This window comes from Limosilactobacillus mucosae (assembly GCF_013423865.1).
GTDB classification, from domain to species: Bacteria; Bacillota; Bacilli; order Lactobacillales; family Lactobacillaceae; genus Limosilactobacillus; species Limosilactobacillus mucosae.
In genome coordinates, this window is sequence record NZ_CP058957.1 from 1 (window position 1) to 20,810 (window position 20,810).

29 protein-coding genes are annotated in these 20,810 nt (G+C 44.9%); 1 reads left to right on the forward strand and 28 read right to left on the reverse strand.

The window, feature by feature from the left end; all coding sequences use genetic code 11:
• Entirely contained in the window at positions 1–1,095 is a 1,095-nt protein-coding gene (locus tag H0G69_RS10560; protein WP_180304429.1) for a tyrosine-type recombinase/integrase, read from the forward strand.
• Positions 1,096–1,525: 430 nt separating this feature from the next.
• Here H0G69_RS10560 and H0G69_RS10565 read toward each other — a convergent pair whose 3' ends face one another.
• The 28 genes from H0G69_RS10565 to H0G69_RS11105 form a co-directional block, all read right to left on the reverse strand.
• Entirely contained in the window at positions 1,526–2,074 is a 549-nt protein-coding gene (locus H0G69_RS10565; protein ID WP_180305478.1) for a hypothetical protein, read from the reverse strand.
• 12 nt (positions 2,075–2,086) lie between these two features.
• Positions 2,087–2,653 (reverse strand): hypothetical protein, encoded by a 567-nt coding sequence (locus H0G69_RS10570; protein WP_180304380.1) that lies wholly within the window; start codon positions 2,651–2,653, stop codon positions 2,087–2,089.
• Between the two features lie 86 nt (positions 2,654–2,739).
• Positions 2,740–3,006 carry a hypothetical protein gene (locus tag H0G69_RS10575; protein ID WP_180305479.1) on the reverse strand — a complete coding sequence of 89 codons (267 nt, stop codon included), beginning with the start codon at positions 3,004–3,006 and terminating at the stop codon, positions 2,740–2,742.
• 135 nt (positions 3,007–3,141) lie between these two features.
• Complete coding sequence (locus H0G69_RS10580; RefSeq protein ID WP_240164314.1) at positions 3,142–4,077, reverse strand: GH25 family lysozyme; 936 nt, start codon at positions 4,075–4,077, stop codon at positions 3,142–3,144.
• Complete coding sequence (locus tag H0G69_RS10585) at positions 4,055–4,504, reverse strand: phage holin family protein (RefSeq protein WP_240164315.1); 450 nt, start codon at positions 4,502–4,504, stop codon at positions 4,055–4,057. The genes H0G69_RS10580 and H0G69_RS10585 overlap by 23 nt, the downstream gene beginning before the upstream one ends.
• 70 nt (positions 4,505–4,574) lie before the next feature.
• A complete protein-coding gene (locus H0G69_RS10590) occupies positions 4,575–4,709 on the reverse strand; it encodes an XkdX family protein (RefSeq protein ID WP_240164403.1) in 135 nt (44 codons plus the stop codon).
• Between the two features lie 15 nt (positions 4,710–4,724).
• Positions 4,725–5,099: a hypothetical protein gene (locus H0G69_RS10595; RefSeq protein ID WP_180304382.1), complete on the reverse strand. Its 375-nt coding sequence runs from the start codon at positions 5,097–5,099 to the stop codon at positions 4,725–4,727.
• 16 nt (positions 5,100–5,115) lie between these two features.
• Complete coding sequence (locus H0G69_RS10600; RefSeq protein WP_180304383.1) at positions 5,116–5,559, reverse strand: hypothetical protein; 444 nt, start codon at positions 5,557–5,559, stop codon at positions 5,116–5,118.
• Positions 5,560–5,570: 11 nt separating this feature from the next.
• A complete protein-coding gene (locus tag H0G69_RS10605; RefSeq protein WP_240164316.1) occupies positions 5,571–6,020 on the reverse strand; it encodes a fibronectin type III domain-containing protein in 450 nt (149 codons plus the stop codon).
• 15 nt (positions 6,021–6,035) lie between these two features.
• Entirely contained in the window at positions 6,036–6,545 is a 510-nt protein-coding gene (locus tag H0G69_RS10610) for an Ig-like domain-containing protein (protein WP_180304384.1), read from the reverse strand.
• 20 nt (positions 6,546–6,565) lie between these two features.
• On the reverse strand, positions 6,566–7,927 hold the full coding sequence (locus tag H0G69_RS10615) for a BppU family phage baseplate upper protein (RefSeq protein ID WP_180304385.1): 1,362 nt from the start codon (positions 7,925–7,927) through the stop codon (positions 6,566–6,568).
• Between the two features lie 25 nt (positions 7,928–7,952).
• Complete coding sequence (locus H0G69_RS10620; protein ID WP_180305480.1) at positions 7,953–8,117, reverse strand: hypothetical protein; 165 nt, start codon at positions 8,115–8,117, stop codon at positions 7,953–7,955.
• Entirely contained in the window at positions 8,117–10,408 is a 2,292-nt protein-coding gene (locus H0G69_RS10625) for a phage tail protein (protein ID WP_180305481.1), read from the reverse strand. The genes H0G69_RS10620 and H0G69_RS10625 overlap by 1 nt, the downstream gene beginning before the upstream one ends.
• Positions 10,408–11,169 carry a phage tail family protein gene (locus H0G69_RS10630; protein ID WP_180305482.1) on the reverse strand — a complete coding sequence of 254 codons (762 nt, stop codon included), beginning with the start codon at positions 11,167–11,169 and terminating at the stop codon, positions 10,408–10,410. The genes H0G69_RS10625 and H0G69_RS10630 overlap by 1 nt, the downstream gene beginning before the upstream one ends.
• On the reverse strand, positions 11,169–12,656 hold the full coding sequence (locus H0G69_RS10635) for a phage tail protein (protein ID WP_180305483.1): 1,488 nt from the start codon (positions 12,654–12,656) through the stop codon (positions 11,169–11,171). The genes H0G69_RS10630 and H0G69_RS10635 overlap by 1 nt, the downstream gene beginning before the upstream one ends.
• A complete protein-coding gene (locus H0G69_RS10640) occupies positions 12,542–13,885 on the reverse strand; it encodes a tape measure protein (RefSeq protein WP_240164404.1) in 1,344 nt (447 codons plus the stop codon). The genes H0G69_RS10635 and H0G69_RS10640 overlap by 115 nt, the downstream gene beginning before the upstream one ends.
• 1 nt (position 13,886) lies before the next feature.
• Positions 13,887–14,279 (reverse strand): hypothetical protein, encoded by a 393-nt coding sequence (locus tag H0G69_RS10645; RefSeq protein ID WP_180304387.1) that lies wholly within the window; start codon positions 14,277–14,279, stop codon positions 13,887–13,889.
• Positions 14,280–14,320: 41 nt separating this feature from the next.
• Positions 14,321–14,668 (reverse strand): tail assembly chaperone, encoded by a 348-nt coding sequence (locus H0G69_RS10650; RefSeq protein WP_180305484.1) that lies wholly within the window; start codon positions 14,666–14,668, stop codon positions 14,321–14,323.
• Positions 14,669–14,679: 11 nt separating this feature from the next.
• Complete coding sequence (locus H0G69_RS10655; RefSeq protein ID WP_180304388.1) at positions 14,680–15,267, reverse strand: phage tail protein; 588 nt, start codon at positions 15,265–15,267, stop codon at positions 14,680–14,682.
• A gap of 10 nt (positions 15,268–15,277) precedes the next feature.
• Positions 15,278–15,670 (reverse strand): gp17 family tail completion protein, encoded by a 393-nt coding sequence (locus H0G69_RS10660; protein ID WP_180304389.1) that lies wholly within the window; start codon positions 15,668–15,670, stop codon positions 15,278–15,280.
• A 12-nt stretch (positions 15,671–15,682) separates the two neighbouring features.
• Positions 15,683–16,054, reverse strand: coding sequence for an HK97-gp10 family putative phage morphogenesis protein (locus H0G69_RS10665; protein ID WP_240164319.1), 372 nt, complete (start codon positions 16,052–16,054; stop codon positions 15,683–15,685).
• Positions 16,047–16,355, reverse strand: coding sequence for a hypothetical protein (locus tag H0G69_RS10670; protein ID WP_180304390.1), 309 nt, complete (start codon positions 16,353–16,355; stop codon positions 16,047–16,049). Before H0G69_RS10670 ends, H0G69_RS10665 begins: the two co-directional genes overlap by 8 nt.
• Positions 16,356–16,715 (reverse strand): phage head-tail connector protein, encoded by a 360-nt coding sequence (locus H0G69_RS10675; RefSeq protein ID WP_180304391.1) that lies wholly within the window; start codon positions 16,713–16,715, stop codon positions 16,356–16,358.
• Between the two features lie 13 nt (positions 16,716–16,728).
• Entirely contained in the window at positions 16,729–17,562 is an 834-nt protein-coding gene (locus H0G69_RS10680) for a N4-gp56 family major capsid protein (RefSeq protein ID WP_180304392.1), read from the reverse strand.
• A 2-nt stretch (positions 17,563–17,564) separates the two neighbouring features.
• A complete protein-coding gene (locus tag H0G69_RS10685; RefSeq protein WP_180304393.1) occupies positions 17,565–18,206 on the reverse strand; it encodes a DUF4355 domain-containing protein in 642 nt (213 codons plus the stop codon).
• A 171-nt stretch (positions 18,207–18,377) separates the two neighbouring features.
• Positions 18,378–19,388 (reverse strand): minor capsid protein, encoded by a 1,011-nt coding sequence (locus tag H0G69_RS10690; protein ID WP_240164405.1) that lies wholly within the window; start codon positions 19,386–19,388, stop codon positions 18,378–18,380.
• A complete protein-coding gene (locus tag H0G69_RS11100) occupies positions 19,378–20,091 on the reverse strand; it encodes a phage portal protein (RefSeq protein WP_275691276.1) in 714 nt (237 codons plus the stop codon). The genes H0G69_RS10690 and H0G69_RS11100 overlap by 11 nt, the downstream gene beginning before the upstream one ends.
• Before the next feature lie 17 nt (positions 20,092–20,108).
• Positions 20,109–20,780, reverse strand: a complete 672-nt coding sequence (locus H0G69_RS11105; protein ID WP_275691274.1) for a phage portal protein — start codon at positions 20,778–20,780, stop codon at positions 20,109–20,111.
• Positions 20,781–20,810: the final 30 nt, after the last annotated feature.

Here is a 20,810-nt window from a genome sequence, read left to right on the forward strand (position 1 = left end):
ATGGCTTCTTTTACAAAACGAAATGGGAAATGGCAAGCTCGTATCAGCTGGCATGATGAAAATGGCAAACTCCATCAAAAAGCAAAGTCTGGATTTGCTACCAAAGCACAGGCGAAAGACTACGCAACCAAAATGGAAAATGAGTTGATCAATGGCGTTGACATTGCAGCAGACCCGGTTTTTGCCGACTATTTCAAGACATGGTATGAAACTTACCGTTTGCCAAAAATATCAAAGGCAACGGCTGAAAACTATATCATCTCTAGTCGAGTTATCACGAAATATTTTGGTGATATCAGAATCAAGCAGATCAAGCGCAGCACCTATCAGAAATTTTTAAACGACTATGGAAAAGATCACTCGTTTGGGACGATGAAAGAATTGACTTCAAAAATTAAAGCCTGTGTTAAATCAGCAATTGCAGACGGCATTATTTCAAAAGACTTTACCTATAACGCAAATATAACCTACAACAAAGCTTTAACACGGAAACCTGAATATTTATCTATCAGCGAGCTTAAACAGCTGATATCGGCTCTCAATGACGATTTAAGACCAGATAACGTTAAGCCTTATATCGTTCTGACTGCCATTTATACTGGTGCACGATTTTCAGAAATTCTCGCCTTGACTTGGAAAGACGTTGACTACCTGCGCCGAACGATTACGATTAATAAATCTGTTGATTATAAATATAATATTGGATTCAAGCCGACCAAAAATGAAAGCTCAAACAGAACGATTCGAGTCAATGGCGAACTGCTTAAGATTTTGGCACAGCTAAAAGTTAATCGAACGCCGCTTCTATTCGCCAAAACTCCGCAATCTTTTAAGAATAGTTTGTTGCAAGACGTGAATTCATATCTTAAATCAACTTTGGAACGAATCGGAATCAAAAAGCGTGATTACACATTCCATGCGCTCCGCCACAGCCATGTTGCGTTTCTTTTGAGCCAAGGAATCGACATTTACGCCATTAGCAAACGATTAGGGCACTCGAATATGACAACGACAATTAATGTATATGCTTATCTAATAGATGAATATAAACATAAGCTAGACGATGAAATTGAGCAGAAATTAGCGCAATTATAGCTATCATTGCACCGTTATTGCACTTAATTGCCACAAATGCTGTTATATAAGCGTTTGTGCGTTATATATTAAATTAAAGGCTAAGGTCGGTATAATGTTATATAGTTTTTTATAATGCGCAAATATGCATATTAGCTTAATTTAGTGATATATAGTGATATATAAATTTTCTAATCATTGCACTTTTCGTTGCACAAAAAAGCGGCCATCATAATGACGACCGCAGCCCCACTTGATATGGGGATAACAAATTAAGACCCAAGGTATTCTAATATCTATATCTGGATCACACCCGCTTTGGGCGGGTACTAAATAAGCTAATGCCTAATTTAATTATAGATTTCAATCCGCGTGCTGAAAGCACGAAACAGCCGGTATCGCTACTGGCTGTTTTTATTTTATAGCAGTTTGTCAATTTCGGCAATGCGTTTCAATAGTCGCTCTTTTCGTCAAGCAGCGCTTGGCGATCAATCTTTGGTTTGCTGACAACTTCAACAGTTGCATGTTTAACCTTAGTTTTCTTTGCCAAGCTTTCTGGGACGTTATATACAATAATTTCTGTCCCTTTGCCAAACTCGATTGTTGGGTACTTCATCGAACCGCCTGACTTGTATTTGCCTTTGACGGTTACGCCATCGGCAACTTTTACGCCGGAATCACGACCACGTGCCGACATGATTTCACGGCCGAACAACGTCATTACCAGCTCGTTGTCGATTGATTGAATATCGCCTAAATCGACATCATCATCAATCGTAAGCTTAACGGTTACTTTCGGTTCGTTATTTTCTGAACCGTCAGTACCATAGACATCACGCAGCACCTGCTTTGCGTCTTCAAGACTTTCAACAGGTACTTGCCATTCTTTTGTAGCAGCATGCCACTTGGCACTGCCAATGCTATGGATTTCTTTTACAAACTCTGGATTATATGGGCTACTAATGTATGCTTTATCGGCTTCAGTACGGATTGAAATCATCTTTAAGACCTCCTAATCAAAATACGTATCATAAACATTTTCAACAAGTTCTTTAGCTTTAACGGAATCGGTGAACAATTCCTTGAAATTGGAATTGTTTCCTAACCAATCTAATAAATCATTGCCACAAAGATTGCTATTATCAATGACGACCAAACCTTCGCCTTTAATATCGATTGAACCGTCTTCGTGCAGCTCGATAATACCGCTCAGATCATCAACAAAGTTTTCGACAAATTCAGCGGTGGTCATCTTTTCTTCTTCCGCTTCATCATTGTAGATGCTAATGATATCTTCTGGAAGGCCAACAGTTACGCCTTCCTTTGCTAATCCTTGCAGTTCTACCAGTTCGTTCAATTCCAGTTGTTCTTTCTTCATCATTTTAATTTCCTCCTCGTTATCGTTGATGAATGTTTGAAACTTTTCAAGCGTGGTCAGCCAAACCTTACTCCAGTCTGACCGGCCAGCCCGCAAGTTAGAAATGGTTACGCGGTTGACGCCCGTGCCCTTTTCTAGCTTAGTTGTTGGTATGCCCGAATCACATATCAACTTTTTTATTGCTGTTGTATCAATAATCATTTAGCAGCCCCTAGTTCAAATGGTCCCGCTTGCTTAAGATAATATCTCCGTTCCAGCGCTTGCCGTCTTTGTAGAAATAATACCGGTCAAGGCCTGGAACCCACTTGTTCAAGTCGAACAATCTTGCCTTGCAGGTTGTTCTCATCATATAGCAAGTTAGCCATTGGATTGTTTTCGTTAATGGCTTTGGTTTCCATATCCTTAGTTACTTCCAAACCCATTGAACGGGTTAAGTGTCCCGTTTCGTCGAGTGGGTCTTGATTTACCCAGTTCCAGTTTTCGGTGAAGTCTTCCAAGCTGATCAGCCCGTATTTTTGCCAGTTTTTAAAAATCTTTGTTTCTTCAATCTTCATTTTAAGTTCCTTCTTTCTATTTTGTTAATGTCTCTTTACAACTATTATAATACACTCTTCCATTACGTTTGTAAATATCTATTAACAAAAAAGTTAAAATAAAAAAAGACCTAGCCGTTAAGCTAGGTCTAATCGTTATTTGAAAGTTCCGTAAGGCTCACCAGTGTTAGCATTTCGGCATACTAGATAGCCGTATTGACCGTTGCCACGTGGTTGACGCAGCCAAACGAACCCGTTATGACGGCTCCATGCGTCATACTTAATCACGCTACCAGCTGGCAAGACTGCGATTGACGTTGCGGTTACTTTAGCACCCCACCGCAGATGAAGTGCAGTTGTACTCGTGAACGTACCACTTTCAGCGTGCCACTCATCGCCCAGTGCGTCCTTCCAGACCGTTTCAGCGGGCTTGTTAGCCGGTTGTGCAGGCTGTTCCGGTTGCTTAACTTCGGTTGGATTAAACAGCGCCAAAGCGTTGTCAGTCAGCGTGATAGACCCGTCAACCTTGTAGCCTAACAGGTTATCAGTGTACTGCCATGCGTCAACATAGTTGGCACTTGGGAAGTAGTTAAAGTTAGGCTCTTTACCGTCCGCTTTGCCGTTTGCCAGCACGTATGCAGCCAACCAGAAGAAATCGCAGTGTGGGTGGATTGCTTCCAGATCAAACTTAGGCAACAAATATTTGTAGGTATAGAAACCGGTGTGATAACCAGCGTTGCGCAGTGTGTCTAAGAACACGATAACGCTTGACGTTGGCATGTTATTGATTTCAGCGTCAAGGACTAACAGCGTGCCAGGCTTGACGTTTGCCTTTGCCTTAGCGTTGGCGATGAAGAACTCGGCTTCCGCCTTTGCTCCGGCATCGTTGGTGAAACGTCCGAAATGGTAGAATGCAAAGCCGTTAACACCACCCGCAGCAGCGTTATTTACTTCGCTTTGAATGTAAGGGTTGACGTAGTTAGTGCTTTCCGTAGCCTTAACGATTGCCTTAGTAGCGCCAATTGCGCGGTAATCGTTAGCGGTCAGGTTAGCTTGATAACTAGCCAGATCAATCATGATTTCGCGTGCCATTTTTGACCTCCTCGTTCTTGTCTTCGTGAACATACTCATCGCTTAACTTGTAGATATACTGCTTGACGAAATCTGGAACGGGTACGCCCATTTGCCCCAGATTTTCAATGATTGAAACAGCATAGAAAAGTACATAAAAGATAATCAGCGTGTCGCCAGCACTCCGAAAGCCGTTGATGTCTAACATAGGGTAAAGCGTGATAATGATTAGCAGCAATACCCCGTGCCGAATCAAGCCATCAGTGCCTTTACGACTGCTTGTTTTCTTAGTAACCAAAGACTTCAAAAAGCCCGTGATAATATCAGCAACGACAATCCAGACAAAAAGCCACACGATTTTGTTATCGACTAACATATGCAAGTGCTCCATGTATTGCATATGGTATGGTACGCCTGGACCGTCAGCAAGATACTTAATAACGTCCAATTTCCCAACTCCTAACTGCCGCCTTGCTATGCAATACTGTTATCTTTCATAGGCGACAAAATAAAAAAGATTACGCAGCCACGTAATCTTGTCCGGTGATTTCCTTAAATTGTTCAGCGGTCAGCCAACCGACAAAAACCGCGTCCTTGCATTGTTGTACAGTAAACAGGCCCATTGGGTAATACATTTTGAAAATGGAATACATAGTTTTTACCTCTCTTTAGTTAGTTGCCTTTGCCTTTGCGTTTGCCAGTAGTGCGCCAGTTAGACTAGCGATTTGCGTGCCTTGCTGCTTAACTGTCATTTGCGTTTGCAGCAGTTGAGCAGTAAGCACAATGATATCTTGATCATCAGAGCTTGGTTCTTTTTTGGCTTCTTCGTGTGGAACTTCTGGCAAGCTCTTTCGCCAAGTTTCTTCGTCTACACCGGTCCAAGCCAAACCGTTCCAGGTAGGGTTAAGCAACGGCTTTCCTTCACCGTCAAATGGTGCGACAGTCGTTGCATTTGCAGGAACTTGTGCATCATCTTCGATGATGTCGAAGTAGCTAAATGCGTTCTTGTTAGTTGGCTCGAAAAAATAAATCTTTTTTGACATTAATAATCACCTCCGATTATTGAAACAATAGAAACATGCCAACGAACCCAATCCCGACATGTTCACCGATTGCAGTACCACGTGTGGCAACTGACAACTGGCCATTGGTATCTAACGTCCAGTTAACGATTGCTCCATTATCTTGAGTTTCCTGTTCTGGAATAGTTTTAATTTTCGTAGCACCGTTAAGAAACGACTTGGGAATCGCAACGTTCTTGTATGATTTCCATGCTTCGTTACCGCTGAAATCGTTAATCCACAAGTTGATGAATAGCAGCGAAACTTTGTCAAAATCTAAACGCCAACCAAAGTTAATACCTTTCTCGTTCGTCCCGTTGACATTAGTCATATCAGCGCCATTAAGATATGTTGCTTTGAACGTATTTTTGAGCGTTTCAAAGTTGGCTTGGATAGCTTCAGGCCCTTTATCCATTCCACTAAAAATCTTAGTAAGGTCCATTTTTTCACCTCTCATTTAAAATAAATAGCCTTGACGCCATCGAATACGCCAAAGCTACCATCATCTAATTTTTGCATTAGTTGGTTGTCGGAAAAGTTGCTGAATTTGCTCGTGATTTCTAACGTGCTAATGCCGTTAGATACACTGACAACTTTAACCGGCAACGTTTGTCGATTGCCACCACCAAAGAAACCGCTAGGCTCAGTGCCGATTGGTACGATACCGAGTGGATACTCCAGATAGGTTACGTTGGCAGTTGAACCGACAGTTAAGGTCGTAGGAACACGAATGCGAATGCCTCGTGTCAGTACGCTAATACTTTTTGATTCGCTTTCTCGCAAGCCATTATAAGCCGTTACACTTAAGGTGTACGCCGTGTTAGGCGATAACCCCGTTACCGTGTAGTTCTTACTACTTGTCGTTGCGATTAAAGCGGTGCCGTTGCGTACTCGATACTGCATGACATCACCTGCTTTTTAAGTCCAGCTTAAATCAACGCTGTTAGTCGTTACATCGCTTGACGTAAGGTTAGATACGTCGACCAGTGCTTCATAGACCGTGATTGTTACCACGTTTGACGTCTTAGTGCCAATAGTTGCCTTAATCGTGGTTGTACCAGGCGCAATCGCCTTGATATTGCCAGACTGATCAACTGTTGCAACCGTCGGCGTGGTGCTGGTCAGCGTGTAGTCCCCGTCCGTTTCGTTAGTTGGCGTTACCGTTACGCTGGCCTTAGCAGTACCGCCGACTTCAAGTGCAGTCTTATCGATTGCAATCGTGATGGATTGTACTGGGATTTCGCTAGTCGTTACCGTTACGATGTTCGACTTGGCACTTTCCCGCAGACCGTTGTAACTACTTACGGCAAAACGATAGGTCGTTTTCGCTTGCAGACCCGTAACCGTGTAGGTTTTCTGGTCGGTAACTTCCGCAATCTTAGTAAGTTCCCCACTAGCGCCTACACCTTGATAGATGTAATACTTCAACTTAACTATACCCCCTTAGTTTAGTTGCGCCATTCTAGCCGTTGCGTGTGTTCATCAATATAGATAGCTCGCAGATCACTTGGGCTTGTAGGCTTGCTGAAATAGCCCGAACCGCCTGCAAGTGCGCTCTTGCCTTTTCCTTCACCAGTCAGTGCCAGTTGCGCGTTAACGTTACCCAGACTGACTTTAATTGTCTTGTAGCCGTCGCGAACATACCATGCACCGGCGCTCGATTCAAAGTTCGGCGCATCATCTAAATAGAAATTACGCGGTAACCGAACTTTAATCGTGTTAGCGTCTGGATACGTAGCCATGCAAGGGACTAGCTTTGTGTTAGTTTGACCAAACCCACTTGGACCACTCCCTAGCCCGTTAGGTTCAGTGCCAATTGCATATTCGTAATACATGACTTTTGGCTCTGGATAGTCAGCTTGATTGTGTACGATTGTGATTTCGTAGCCGTAAAGCAGGTCTTCCAGGCTATCAGCCGTAACCATGCTTGCGTTACGCTCAGCAACCATGCCGTTAGCTAACTCAATGACGTTAGTACCGTCTGGGGTTTCGTCCTTGTGTTTAACGCGGATTTGCCAAACAGCGCCATGCCCGTCATCGTAGTTGTCCCAACCTTTTGTTATTGCAAGGTCGTTCGCAGCTAACGCAGCATAACTTTGCATGGTCGGAACATCGCTGAATTGCCATGCTCGGTCGTGGAACTGGGCTTGTTTCAGCGTTTCCTGGATTTGTTGCGTCATGAGCAGCAGTGAGTTATACCGTGCGAACAAACCGTCCTTAGGATCGTTCACTGCTGCCATTGCGTCGCTTAATGACTGCTTGTACTTGGTCAGCCAATCGTTAAATTCCTGACTGTACGTTTCGCCGGCCTGATCAAGCTTGCCCTTAATCGTGTTCCCTTCATCGGTTACTTGCTTAAGGATTTGTTCAAACTCTTCGATATAATCTCGGCCAGCATTGCCAACGTGAGCGAAAAACTGGTCGTCGATAACATCAAAGTCCATGTCAACGGTTGATACCGTCTGACCATCTCGGCCTATGAAACGAACAAAGAACTGTTGCCAGTGTCCAGGCACGTTGAAAGTGCGCTCATCAAAGTGCAGCGTTACCCGTCCCAAAGCGATTTGATCGTTGCGATCATTAGCTTCTACTGGGTAGATATGCTTGTGCACGTACCCTTGACTGTCAACACCGCCATATTCGTATTGCCAACCCCGCATATCAACGGGAAGGCTATTGCTAGTGATATATACCGGCAAGTAGTCGTCAGTATCGCCTACACGGCCTTTGAAATAACCGCTAATATCAAGGATTTGGTCTTGATAGCGGGTTAGATCAAGCGTTAGCCGTGCCTTTTCTCGTAATGCCATTCATTCACCTTCTTTCATCGTTCATTCAAAGTGTCTTCATCAAGCCCGTATGAATCCAAAAGCCATCGACTTTATCCTGCTTTGCAGCTAACAGCTCAAAGCCCTTTGCGATAGCTTCCCGAACGTCTTTGCCATACTGGGCCTTACGAATCGTTTCAGCAATGCTTTTCATATCATCAGTGGTTGCCATTAGCTTGCCCCTTTCAGCTTATCAACTTCGGCTTTCAGTTTGTTAAAGTCAGCTTGCGATACATAGCCCGCCGGTATCTTATCGTTAATGATCGATTGTAGCTGTCGCATATCAAATTTAAGTTGAGTTACGTCTTCGCTGCTTGCATCGTTTTGAATAATCGTAGTCGTGCTTGACGTGTGAGCCTGGCCACTCGCTTGAACCTCAGCTACATGGCTAACGATAACCTTAACCCGCTCAAAGTCTTGCGCTTGACGGCTCGTTTCCAACTGATAATCGGTCAGCCCTAACGATTTGTCGCCGATAGTCAGCGTTGACTTGTGCGGTTGCAACAGGTCAACTTCTTTCTGCACCACTCGCAGCAGTTGCGTTTGTGCTACATACGGATTGACAAACATATACCGGTCGGAAACTTTGAAATGATCAAAGTTAGGCAAGTTCAACTCAACCGCGCTAACTTCCCAGCTTTCTGGCACTCGTTGTGCGTCAATCCATGCTTTCGCTTGGTTCATCAAGTCGTTAGCGTCGGTTACTTCGTTGAACTCGATTGTGCCGTTGATAATGCCGAACTCTTTTTGCAATTCTGGTATATCAATATAATCTCGCCCTTCGTTGACACTAGTAATCGTTAGCTTTGGCCTAGCAGCGTTTGAGTTGCTGACCTCTTCTTTCTTGCTTTCGTCTTCGGACTGTGAACCATCACCACCGTTTTTGATCAACGCTTGCGGGTCTAGCCACGTGCCGTCATTGGTAAACGACTTCTTGACCGCATCATAGAAATCGGCTTTGGTAACCCCAACGTGCAAATGGTCGGTGTTTCGCCAACCGATAACATCGCCGGTTTTGACCTTGTCGCCAATGTTGACGCGAATTTGACTGGCACTGCTGAACGCCTCTTGATAGACGATGTTAAAACCGTCTGTACTATGCGTTACAACGTAATTGCCAAGCCCACCCATGTAGCCTTTGAAAACTACCGTGCCACCGTGAATGGCGTGAACTTCGCTACCCGGGTGGTCAACCGAACCGAAATCCAAGCCATCATGAAAACTGTTAGTACGATAACCGCCATCATAGCCGAATCGTTGTGCTTGGCTAAAACTGCCTTCGCCGACACTAGGGAACGGCCAGCCCCAACCGTTTGTGAGTGTTTCGGTCGTGGTATCAGCAACTGGGCCATTAACCCGCCGTGTACCAGTTGGACCCCAACCGCCGGCGTGTGAAATATCAGCCAACCAGTTAGAATCGTTGAACAACGCCAAAAGCTGATGAAAGCCCTTGTGAATATCTTCATAGCCTTGCACCTTCCACGTGTCGAACGTTGGTTGAATATACTGCAACAGCCCTGTTGACGGGTGGCCAGCTCGTGCGTTGCTGTCCCAGTTGTTCGTTACCGTTTCGCTCCCACCGGATTCCTGGTTGATACGCCTTAAAACAGCGTTCAACCCGTTCTGATCAAGGTTAATATTCATCATCTTTGCAGCATGCTTAATGGCTTCTGTCCAATCGCCATTAATAGCGGTTGTAGCCCCACCGCCAGTCGCTATTGTTGAGTTTTCGCCGTCAACCTCGACTTTTTGAGGTTCTAACTGTTTGCCAAGCGGAACCACACGGGTAATGACTTTTGTAGGGTCAATCGTAAGGCTCGCTGACTTCATATTAATGGCTAACTGAATCGGCGTGTCGTTTTTATGATCGTTGCCAATATCAGTTACATAGTCAAGCATGTTCGGGCCGTCCGGCTTGTACTCAGTTACCAGATACCCGCCTAGCTCGTTAATCAGCTTATCTTTGATTGCGTCCCGTGTTTTCGGGTAGTCGATTTGCCGATAAGCATCATCTTTGTTGTTGGTAACGTTACAGTTACGCAGCTTGAATTGCTTATACTGTGGCACTTGGCTGTTGTGAACATCAAGCAGCGATTGCAGAAACTCTTTCGGGGTTAGCCCCACCGCTTCATAGAATCGTTGAACACTATCAAGCAAATAAGCTTCAATATCTTCAAACGTGTAAGTTCTGATAAACCGCCCGCTTGATTGCATTTCCTTTTTCGGCTTGATTGCCCGGCCACGAAACAGCAGTTTATCGTCATCGTAGACTTCAACGTGCGTGTGCATCGGTCGAACGTTATCAAACAACAAGTTATCGCGGTTAACTGTTAACTCCAGATCATCAATATCAGTTTCTTTGATCGTCAACTTGCCTTCGCTGACCGTACGATTAACGCGTTGGTCAAGCACGATAAAGCCGTTTTTGTCGGTAGGTTCGTTATATCCGATAATTCGATACATTAAACCATCTCCTCACGTTTAAAGACAAACTCAATCGTGCCGTTGCCAGACAAATTAATTTTGTTATCGCCAATGTCAAGCACCACTTGCGTTTGCTTGTAGTTGCCGTCATTAAGCGATACTTCGCCGAAACTTCCTTTTGCCTTGACGTTACCTGTTACCACGAAAGACGATAAAACCGGCCGTGAGCCAATGTTTTTAACATTGACGTCCTGACTGCCGTTGACGCTGAACTTAACTTGTTGCCATATCCAGTGCGGGAAGAAAACATCGTCCCAGTAATCAGCACCTTCATTGTGGTTAGTGTAAGCATAAGGATAAGCCGTAAACACTATTGACGCTTCAAGCGTTTCATTGTCGCTGCTATCGTCAACTTCAACGCTCTTGCACTTGGCCCACCAGTAGTAAACCGGTTCGTGAGTATCAACCAACTTGCCCCAGTTGTGGGGCATTAGTTGCCGTTTCAGCTCTTGTTCAAAACCTTTGCGGTTGTGATACTCTTCGCCGACATATAACAGCTTGTAGGTGATTTCTCGGTTGTTGAAGAAACGTTCGTTATCAATCATCGAGAAATCGTAGCTACCTTGACGATACGGAACACTTTCGGTGATTTCTTGTTCTTCCGGTGTCGGTGCCGTCCGTTCGGTCAACCACCAACCGGATTTAATGCTATCGAAATCAGCAAAAGCAAAGCCTTCAACGTTTGGCAATGTGTCAACGTCAACTTCGGTTGGCGGTAAATCGCTGAATATATACTCCATTAACTCCACCTATCCTTTAATGCCGTTCGCTGTCCTAAACGTTGATCATAACTGCCAGCCGTTGCACCAACAAGCACACCGGAATCAAGAATCATCGTTGTATCTTTGCCTGCAATCTGTCGCAGCAGTGCGTTATTCTGCATTTGCAAAGTGCTGTCTTGCATGGTCAACGAACCGGCGAATCGCGATTGTACATCGCTCGCCATGCCGTTCAAACGGTTGGCGAAACCAGATACATCAGGCTGCATTGCGTCGGCGATTTGCTTATTCATTGCCAGAACAGACTTCTGAACATCGCTAAAGCCATCGACTAACCCGTTGCCCAGACCGTTCATGATTGCATGCCCGGCCGGAATCAGCAAACGCCGGTCAACACTGATAGGCCCTTTGTGGGCTTTAATCCACTTGCCAATGCCACCGACAAATGACTTAACACTTTCCCAAGCCGATTTAAGACCGCCAAGCAAACTGTTCATGATTGCCTTACCGTTAGCCGATAAATCAATGTGAGCAACCGAATTAATGATCTCGCGTCCAACCTGTGCCATTGCGCTGCCTAAGCTGCCAATCATTTGCAGAATGCCTTTTATCAAAGCAGCTATAATTTGTACCCCTGCTGCTATAATCTGCGGTAAGTTGCTAATGATGGCTTCTGCTAATACAACGATAATTCGTAACGCACTAACCACAAGCAATGGCAGCACTTGTGCAATACCATTAATTAACGCTGTAAGAATCTCTACCCCAGCTTCAATAATTTGTGGCAAATTGCTAATAATGGCGTTAGCAAGTGCCATGATAATTTGCACGCCGGCCGTAATAAGCATTGGCAATACGGTAACAATGGCGTTAGCAAGTGCCATGATAATTTGCAGACCAGCCGTAATGATCATTGGCAAACTTGCAACTATGGTATTGATAAGCGCAATCAGAATCTGTACGCCCGCAACTATCAGTAGTGGCAACGCAGCTGTAATCGCTGTGGTCAACGACGTGATGATTTGTGTACCAATCGCAATGATTTGTGGAAGGTTCTCAGAAATACTGTTAGCAATACCTACAATGACATTAGTTATCATTCCGACAATCAGCGGAATGTTTGCGACAATAGCGTTAGTTACGTTCGTGATAGTATTGCTTAACTGATCGAAAACTTGAGTAATACCATCGGCATTTAGTTGTCCAGTTTGCAGCCAAGCTGTTACAAAACTAATGACAGCCCCCGCAGCAAGCCCCCAAGGGCCAGAAATCCCTAATGCAGCTAATCCTATTTTGGTTAAGGTGCTAACAATCATGGAAGCAATACCGCCAATGCCGCCCATTTTGGTTATAAAGCCTTGAATAGTTTGGCTAACACCACCCAATACATTTTTTACCGTGTTACAAGCAACGCTAACAACATCACTAATTTTCCCCCAAACAGATGTAGCGATTGTCGATAGTGTTTGCCATGCATTTGATAGCCACGAAACAAAAGATTGCCACATTTGGCGTCCTTTTCAGTTTGAGTGAAGAAATAGACTAATGCAGCAACAATTGCAATAATAGCTGCAATCGCAACCATCTTTAACCCACCAAAAGATTTAAAGACATTATCAAACGACATGGTATTCATAATCGCTTGGAATTCTGCAATAGCAGTCTTTGCACTATTAACGAATGATACAGTCTTCTTCAATAAAATCATTTGTCCAACAAATGCACCAATTCCGATAACTAGTGGTGTAAGCCAATCCTTGTTAGCGTTGATGAAATCAAACATTGATTTCAATGAGTTCAAAATAACGGTGGTTGCTTGCGTAACAATTGGCGTTATAGCGGTAAAAGCTCCGTTAATACCAACTTTCATGTTATCAAGCACTTGCGCGATAGAACCAAAACCAGCTTTGCTAAAACCATTGTTAATGGCAGTTAGCATGTTTCCAAGGTTCTTCACGACACTAGCTTTCAAGTTTGCAAAACTGGTTGCAATCCCGGCACTGTTTTTCTTCGCAAGTTGCGCAAAACCATTCTGACCCTTGTTAAGTTCGATAAATTTATCGTTCAACTGGTCAACTGAAATTTTCCCGCTTTGCAACGCGTTAAAAAGATCCTGTTCGGCAGATTTGCCAGTGAAACCAAACGCATTTGCGACTTTACGCAGCGCGATAGGCATAGTTTCCATTAACGTCCTGTAACTCATCATGTCGACTTTACCGGTTGACAGCATTTGAGTGTACTGTTGCAGACCTCGGCTGGTATCAGCAACGCTTGCTCCGCTCGCCAGAAAGGCGTTGTTAAGGGCTAACGCTGACTTGCTAGCCTTTGTTGCGCTACCCGTCAACGGTGCTAACTGCTGGGCAACCGAAGTGATATCTTGCAATGACGTTGGCAATCCATCAATGCCTTTTTGCATTAACTTGCTTGATTTGGCAACATCTCGTGCCGAATATCCTAACGCGTCCATGACGACTGGATACTTGTTAAGCGTATCGAAACGATCAATTGCCCCACCGATTGAATCTTTAACAACGTTAAATGCTTTGCTTGCAACCGCAACAAGCCCTAACGAAGTTGCAAGATTTTTAACAGAACTGGTTGCAGATGTTGTAGCGCTTGCCGTTTGGTTACTTTGACTAACGACTTTGCTAAGGCTATCAACAGCCGATTCCATCGTTTTGGTGAAATTTTGATCGACGGCGGAAAGAATCGCCTCGATACTCATTTCTTGTGCCATTCTAACCGCCACCTTTCCATGCTTGCATATCAATCAGACCGCGCTTTTTAAGCTCTCTGAATTCCTTGTAGCGCTGTTGAAACAGTTTCGTGGTGTTTTCCTTGTTATTGTCGTTAGAACGTCCATACTGGGCGTTAATCGCCGATAATGACTTGGTTATACCGACATCTTTAAGGAACTTTTGAACAGACGCGTATTTCCATTTTGGATTTTTACCGCCAGTGGTTGCCTGAACGGCATAGTTGTACCACGCTTGATATGCCTGGTCTTCACGCTTGCGAATCGCTCGCAGTTCGTACGCTTCAAGCCGTAGTTGATACTCAGCCAACGTGATACGCTCTGCCTGTTTTAGATCATTAAAGCCTAGATATGCCAGGCAGTTGACCAAGATCATGCGATATGTTTCTTCGCTTGTCTGGTCGTTCTCTTGACTATCTAGGCTTTCAGATTTTTTGTTGCAGTGCGTGCAGCATTACTTGACTTGAGTTCACGTTGAACATCATCAAACAGCTTGTCAATGTCAGTGTTCGTGTCGTCAAGGTAAGCGTCAATATCACTCAAAGATGGTCGCTTTTGATTGTCCCATGCAGCGCAGTAAAGCAAGTCGGCCAAAACAGCGACATCATAGCTTTGCAGCGCAGGGATAACCTTAGTCAGCGCCATGCCGAAATTCTGCTTAATGCCTTGTACAGTCAGCGTTAAACCGGCTTTTTGGTCAAGTTCACGAATGAAACGAACGCCAAAATTAAGGTTGACGTCCTTGCCGTTAACTTTAATTTGCATTAAAAGCCCTCCTAGTTGTTGCCAACGCCTTGTCCGGCGTCAGTGTCTTTGCTCCAAGCCTTACCGGCGCCGTCAGTGCCATCGTTCTTTGGCGAACCTTCAATTGCGCCAACACCGCGGAAAATGTAAGCCAATTCGGCTTCTTGCTCTTCGCTCAGCGTTACCCAACCACGAACTGGGCCATAGTCAACCGTGATAGTCGTTTCACGGCTAGAAACATCGTCCGGGTCGTTGTCGTTGCTGTCTTCGGTAACCTTACCGCGCAGATACAGGGCATAGTATTGACCGTCCGAATTCTTACGTTGCCGGTTAACTGCCCAAAATTCCATTTCTTCGTTGTCAAAAATGGAATCAAGCAGCTGGTCGGCAATCTTGGACCAGTTGTTCACGAACTCAAATTTGAAATCAGTTTCCAAGCTCGACGTCGTAGTTACCGTGCCAGACTTAGTTTTCTTTTTGTCAGAATCACGCTGTGGGTCAATGCTCAAGCTCGTTTGATACGGGATAAGCTGACCGGCTACTTTAGCAGCCTCTGACAATTTGCGGGCATAGACAACGACGTTAACGCCTTGGATTTGCTCTAAATCAGTATTTGCCATTCTCTCACTCCTAACTCAATTGAAAAACAAGCGACACAATGCCATGTATTAACACGGTATCCTGCACGCTTGTATCAGTGATTATTTGATTGCTGTTAAGCGACGGCCGACCAACGAACCGGAAATTTTCTGAAAGTAAAACGCCCTGTCCAATTGCAGACAAGGCGTTCATCATCTTTGCCACGTTGTAGCGATTCTCTCCAGTGTCCCACACGTTAAGCGTGATATCGATTCTAGCCCCGTAGGCGTCCTTATACGGACTAATGGTGGAATTTACATCGCCAACGTTAACAAACGGGTATGGCGCATTCTCGCTCTCCAACGGCAAATGATCATACACGGTATAGCCTAGCTCTTGTGCTTTGGAAAATACCGTGTCGAATAGTTCCTGTTCAGGTATCATGCCATCGCCTCCTTACTTCATCATTTTCTTTAAATCGTTAACAAACTGAACGCTTTGATATGCAAATGCCGGATTAAGTGTAGGCCGTGCCGACATGAACCGAGTGCCAAATTCCAAGTAAGGAAAATACTCTTTATGCGGCGCAACCGTCGCAGTCATACCAGCATTCGAGAATACAGTGTCAACTGTCCCCCTAATACCAGCTTCACCGGTTGAATAGCCTGCTGTATACGCAGCAGCCATGTTTTGTACCGTTTTTGTCTTAAGAAGTGCACCATGTTTGGCTACAATCGTTTTCGTTTGTGTCGCCATCATCATGGGTCGCTTGGCAATTGCTTGTTGCAACTCTCTAGCGCCCTTAAGTTGGAACGTTACTTTAGCCATTGCTTTCACCTACAATCAAAGTAAACAATTTTAACGGTTTTCGCATTGTCTGCAATACATACTTCTGTGTTCCATCGTCAATGGTCAGATAGGACCACTTAGGCGGTGCAGCATAAAGCCGTATCACTAGACTGTTCTGTTTATAGTCGCCGAACAATTGCACCGACTTAACCGTGCCAACGTCAGTTATATTGCCATGCAGGGTTGAAACTAGCTTTTCACCGCCTACATAGCCGTGCATTTTCGGGTCATAGTGCCGTTCCGACTTATCATAGAACTTAATAATGTGGTCAAAACGCATTTAATCGCCCCGCTTTCGATAGAACGGGTCAACCGTAGTTAGTATGCCATGACTATGACGTTTGCGCCAGTCGTCGATATCAGCCTGAAAATCATCAAAATCGTTACTGTTAAACGTAATGCTTTCGCCTTCTTGACTGTATGACGTCATACCTTCGTTTTTTAGGCGATTATAGCGCCGTACAGCAACTTCAATCGGAATGTAGGATAATTCATCAGGCACTTCCTTGCCAGTGTCTAAGGCTAACTTAAACCGCAGTTGTAAGTCAGTGTTTTTAAGAATCAGCGCCAAAACAGAATCTTGGCTTGTGTCATCAGTCGCAAGCCCTAGCATTGTTTTCAGATCGTCAAGACTTGCCATGATAGATCACCCTTTACTTGCCAACGCCAGTTGCATCTTGAACCGTTGCGACAACTACCTTCGTGTCGTCATATAGATAAGCAGCAAAATGTTCATCGGCCGTCATAATCGTTGACTTAGTAACGATATCACGTTGAGTTTCAACAGCGACATTGCGCTTCATAACCAACTTAAGTGCTGGCGACGTTGCATTAGCCTTGATCAGAATCATATCCGTATCAGCCATCTTCTTGCTCCGTACGATTTGAGCGCCCAGAACATCGTAGTAAGTGCCGTTGATCACTTGGTTTGCACCGGCCTCACTACCTGCCTTCTTGTTGATTGCGTCCATGCGCAGCTTAGATGCTGTCTTTGGACTCATAACAGCTACAACCGTAGAATCGTCTTCATCGTTGAACATATCAAGGGCCGTCTGCAAGCCTTCAACCGTTGGCGTAATCGTAACCTTTTGCGTGCCACCCTTAGCAGCAGTCAGCAGTTGGGTATCAACAAAATCAGCAATGCTCATACCAAGTTGACGGTTAGTTTCACCCATTACATCGCCATAGCCAGACAAAACAGCTTCATCAGTGATTCGCGTACCCTTAGCAGCCTTTTGTACCTTAACGCTAGCCGTCTTAGTGCCCAGCTTGTCCAGTGGGATTGGCTGACCTTCGGCGATGTTTTTAGCGTCGCCAATGTAGGTGAACTTAGGGAACTTCAGCGTGTCGCCTGCGTTGCCTACCAAAGTAGAATCGACTTGTGCAAGTGGGGTAAACCGCATTGCATGTTTCATCGTGTATTGGACAATCGGTGCATTGACTTCTGGATTTACCAGGTCCGCAATCATAGTCATGTTATCTGCCATAGTTAGTTACCTCCTAAAATACGTGCGTACTCAGCGGGGTTTTCGCGTTGGAATTTTACTCGTTCAGCCGTGCTCATCTTTAGAAGCTTTTGAGCTGATACCGGTTTGATTTCATTCCCGCCTACCTTAGGCGTCTTCCCCGCTAAAAGTTTGTTTCGTTCATCTTCTCGAATCGCCTCAATCGCATTCAGCAGCACGTTCACGTTTGCTTGAGTGCTTTCGGCGGTTTCAGTTACAACCAGATCAAGCAGACCGTTGTCGGCGTTGTTAAAACCGCCGTCTGCCAACATTTGCTTGGCACTGTCGCGCATTTCATAGCGTGCCAGCTTTGCAGCAGCTTCTTCAGCCCGCTTGTTTGCTTTCTCCAATTCGTAGTTAGCCTTTTGTTCGGCATTCATACGCGAAAACTTCTTGGCCTCGTCTTCCTTGGCCTTAAGCTGTTCCTTTTGACGTTCCAAACGTTGACTAACAATCTTGTTAACTTCGTCTTGAGTAAAAGTCTTGGGCTGTTGTTCGCCTTGCTCTTCTTCGCCTTCGTTTGGCTGTCCTGATTCGGTATTTGGTGCACTGTTCGAACCTTCGCCCTGTTCAGCGAAAAATTGCAAGTTCATAGGCAACCCATGTTGTTGTTCATCAAAACTCATAAATACACCTCGTTTTAAGCCCGGTCGGCTATATAGTCCGAACTTGTTCTTTAAGGCCTGCAAGCAAGTCAAAAAGGCCAAAATTTAAGCATGAAAAAAGATAACCCTTGCTATGCATGAGTTCTCTCGATTTTGTTTTTAATTTGGAAAGTAAAAAAGGCCTAGCCGCAGCTAAACTTTCTTTGCGCCAATAGCCTTTTCAAGCGCCTTTGAACGTTTGCCACCGACAAGGTTATCATCTCTGCCATCAACCCACGTTTCAGATATGCTGCAACGACAATTTGGGTGGGTAGAATCTGGAATCTTTGGCACTTTAGCGACTTTGTAGACACCTTCGCCGTACCCACTATCACGACTTGCAATTGCTCGACAAGCAGGGCACGCTTTCGGTTCGGCAATCCATTGAACATAGTTATAGCCGTGCTTTTTAATCGATTCTAACTGCACGTTCGTTTGAATTCTCGCACTCTCAGTCCGTGCTAATCGCTCGGTTACATATCTCTGATTGCCAACCGCTGTTTTGACCTGTTCACGTAGCCGTGTAGCCATTTTACGTGGGTTTTGACCCTGTATCATGCCTACACTTAAAACTTGGTCTAGCTTGGCTTTAAGGGCGTCTTGGTCAGCCCACAAACGTTGGCTAAACGTTGCCCCGTTGGTTTGCGCCATTAAGATTTTAGCAGCATCTTTTCCTGTCCAAGGTGAACGTTGCGCGCTGTCCATCATGATACCGGCTTGCCTAATGACTTCTTTTTGATAATCGCCACTTAATTTGTCTCGCAGACTAGAATCGACTTTGACACTGGCTCGCAGCATATCAAGACCAACTTCGGACTTTAAATGCTCAAGGCGGTTGATTCGCATTGTAGCGTTGTAGACCTTCAAGCGCTGGTTCACCTGGTCGCTAAAATCAGCATACGTTACCTTTTGACCATTAGCCCGCATTTTCTCCGCCTCAGCCACGATTGATTTAGCTTTGGTTTCGTACGTTTTGACGTCCATTTGCGTTACTTGGTCTTTCCCTACTCGGTTAAGCTCTTTTTCGATACTGTCGTTAATGTCTTCGATTGCTTGGTTGTAGTAGGTTTCAAGTAACTTACCAAACTCAGCATCATTTTCAAGCTGTTTGAGTTGCCAGGCTTTCTCTTGCTTGGCTCGCTCTTCCCAGTAACTACTCGGCATTTACATCATCGCTTTCGGTGTCTTGCTTTTGCTGATCAGTCATGGACGGCATCGCCTGCAAGTTGTTTCGCACGTCTTCGGCTTGTTCTTCCCGCATACGTTCGATTTCCTTCTTCGGATCGTCAACGATTGACAACGTGCTTAACTGGGTTTCCTTCGATACGATACCTGATAACGTAGACGCAGTTTGTGCCTCGTTCTCAACGTCAAGCGGAATGTTACGCGCTGGAACGATTTGCAAGTCTTTCATAACGTCAACTCGGCTAACCGTGCCAATTGCCTTGCCCAGACCTAACGCAGTGCCCAGCAGTTGACGCAGACTAATGGCAAACTTGCGGTCTTCAAACGCAGCCTGGTTTTGCATTGATAACAGCTTATAGCGAATCGCAACCCCGCTTGCGTTACCGCTAAATGCTTCATCGTTAAGGTTGGCAACCATTGCCGTTTGAAAAATATCATCTTTCAAGCGACTAAGCAGGTTTTCTTGCATGTTGTCGCCATCAGGTTTGGTGATGAAATCGACTTCACCTTGTGCAGCATCTGCGCTCGGCGAGTAAAGCACGTGGTCTTGTTCCAAGTTGAGAACCGTTTCGCCGTCTTCATCCGTTGGCAAAGGAATGCCCAGAATCTTAAGGTACGCATTATCAAAGTAAGCGACCTGGTTAGCTTTCTGACTGATTGCCCTATCGTACTCTTCAACCAACGTATCAATCTTGCCAATCAGCGAAGGCGCTCATCGTTGGCATAAAATTCAGCAGCAGGAACATAACCGAATAAGTGGTTGATCTGTTCCATTGTCTTGCCATCGTTGCCGAAATAAGTAATTTCTTTGTCGGTATAAGCTTCACCACTCAACTGGTTGTTGTAGCTTGAATACCGCACGAATGCAACGGGATTCCGTTTAATCGTCGTGTCATAGATCATAAAGCTACTGTCGGGCGCAGCAACCGCAATTTCAGTTTCGCTGTTCTCGTTCTGATAGGCCATCATGTACGACCGGCCATAGATAGCAACTTGCTTGGCAACTTCGCTTAGCTTGTCTTGAAACGAGTTGACGTTCAACCAGTCTTGCAGTCGTTCATTGGTGCTATCATCATCTAACGCAATCTTAGGTGGCTTGCCGATGAAATAGCCTACATACGTATCAACGACATAGTTAGCCCAGTTGCTAATGATACGGTTGTCAGGTCTAAAAGATCGATCATGTGGCTTACGCAGAATGTCATGATTACCGCTATACAGATCGTAGTAATGGTTATACTTCGTAGACCGTTGACGGTTTTCGTTAATGAACTGCATTAAGCTAGTCGTGTCCAGCTCTTCACCGGCGAACAGATATACGCCTTCTTTGGTTACATAACAGTTTTCGCTAATCGTTTTTTGAATTGCCATTCTCTCACCTCTTTTTCGTTAGCCATTAAA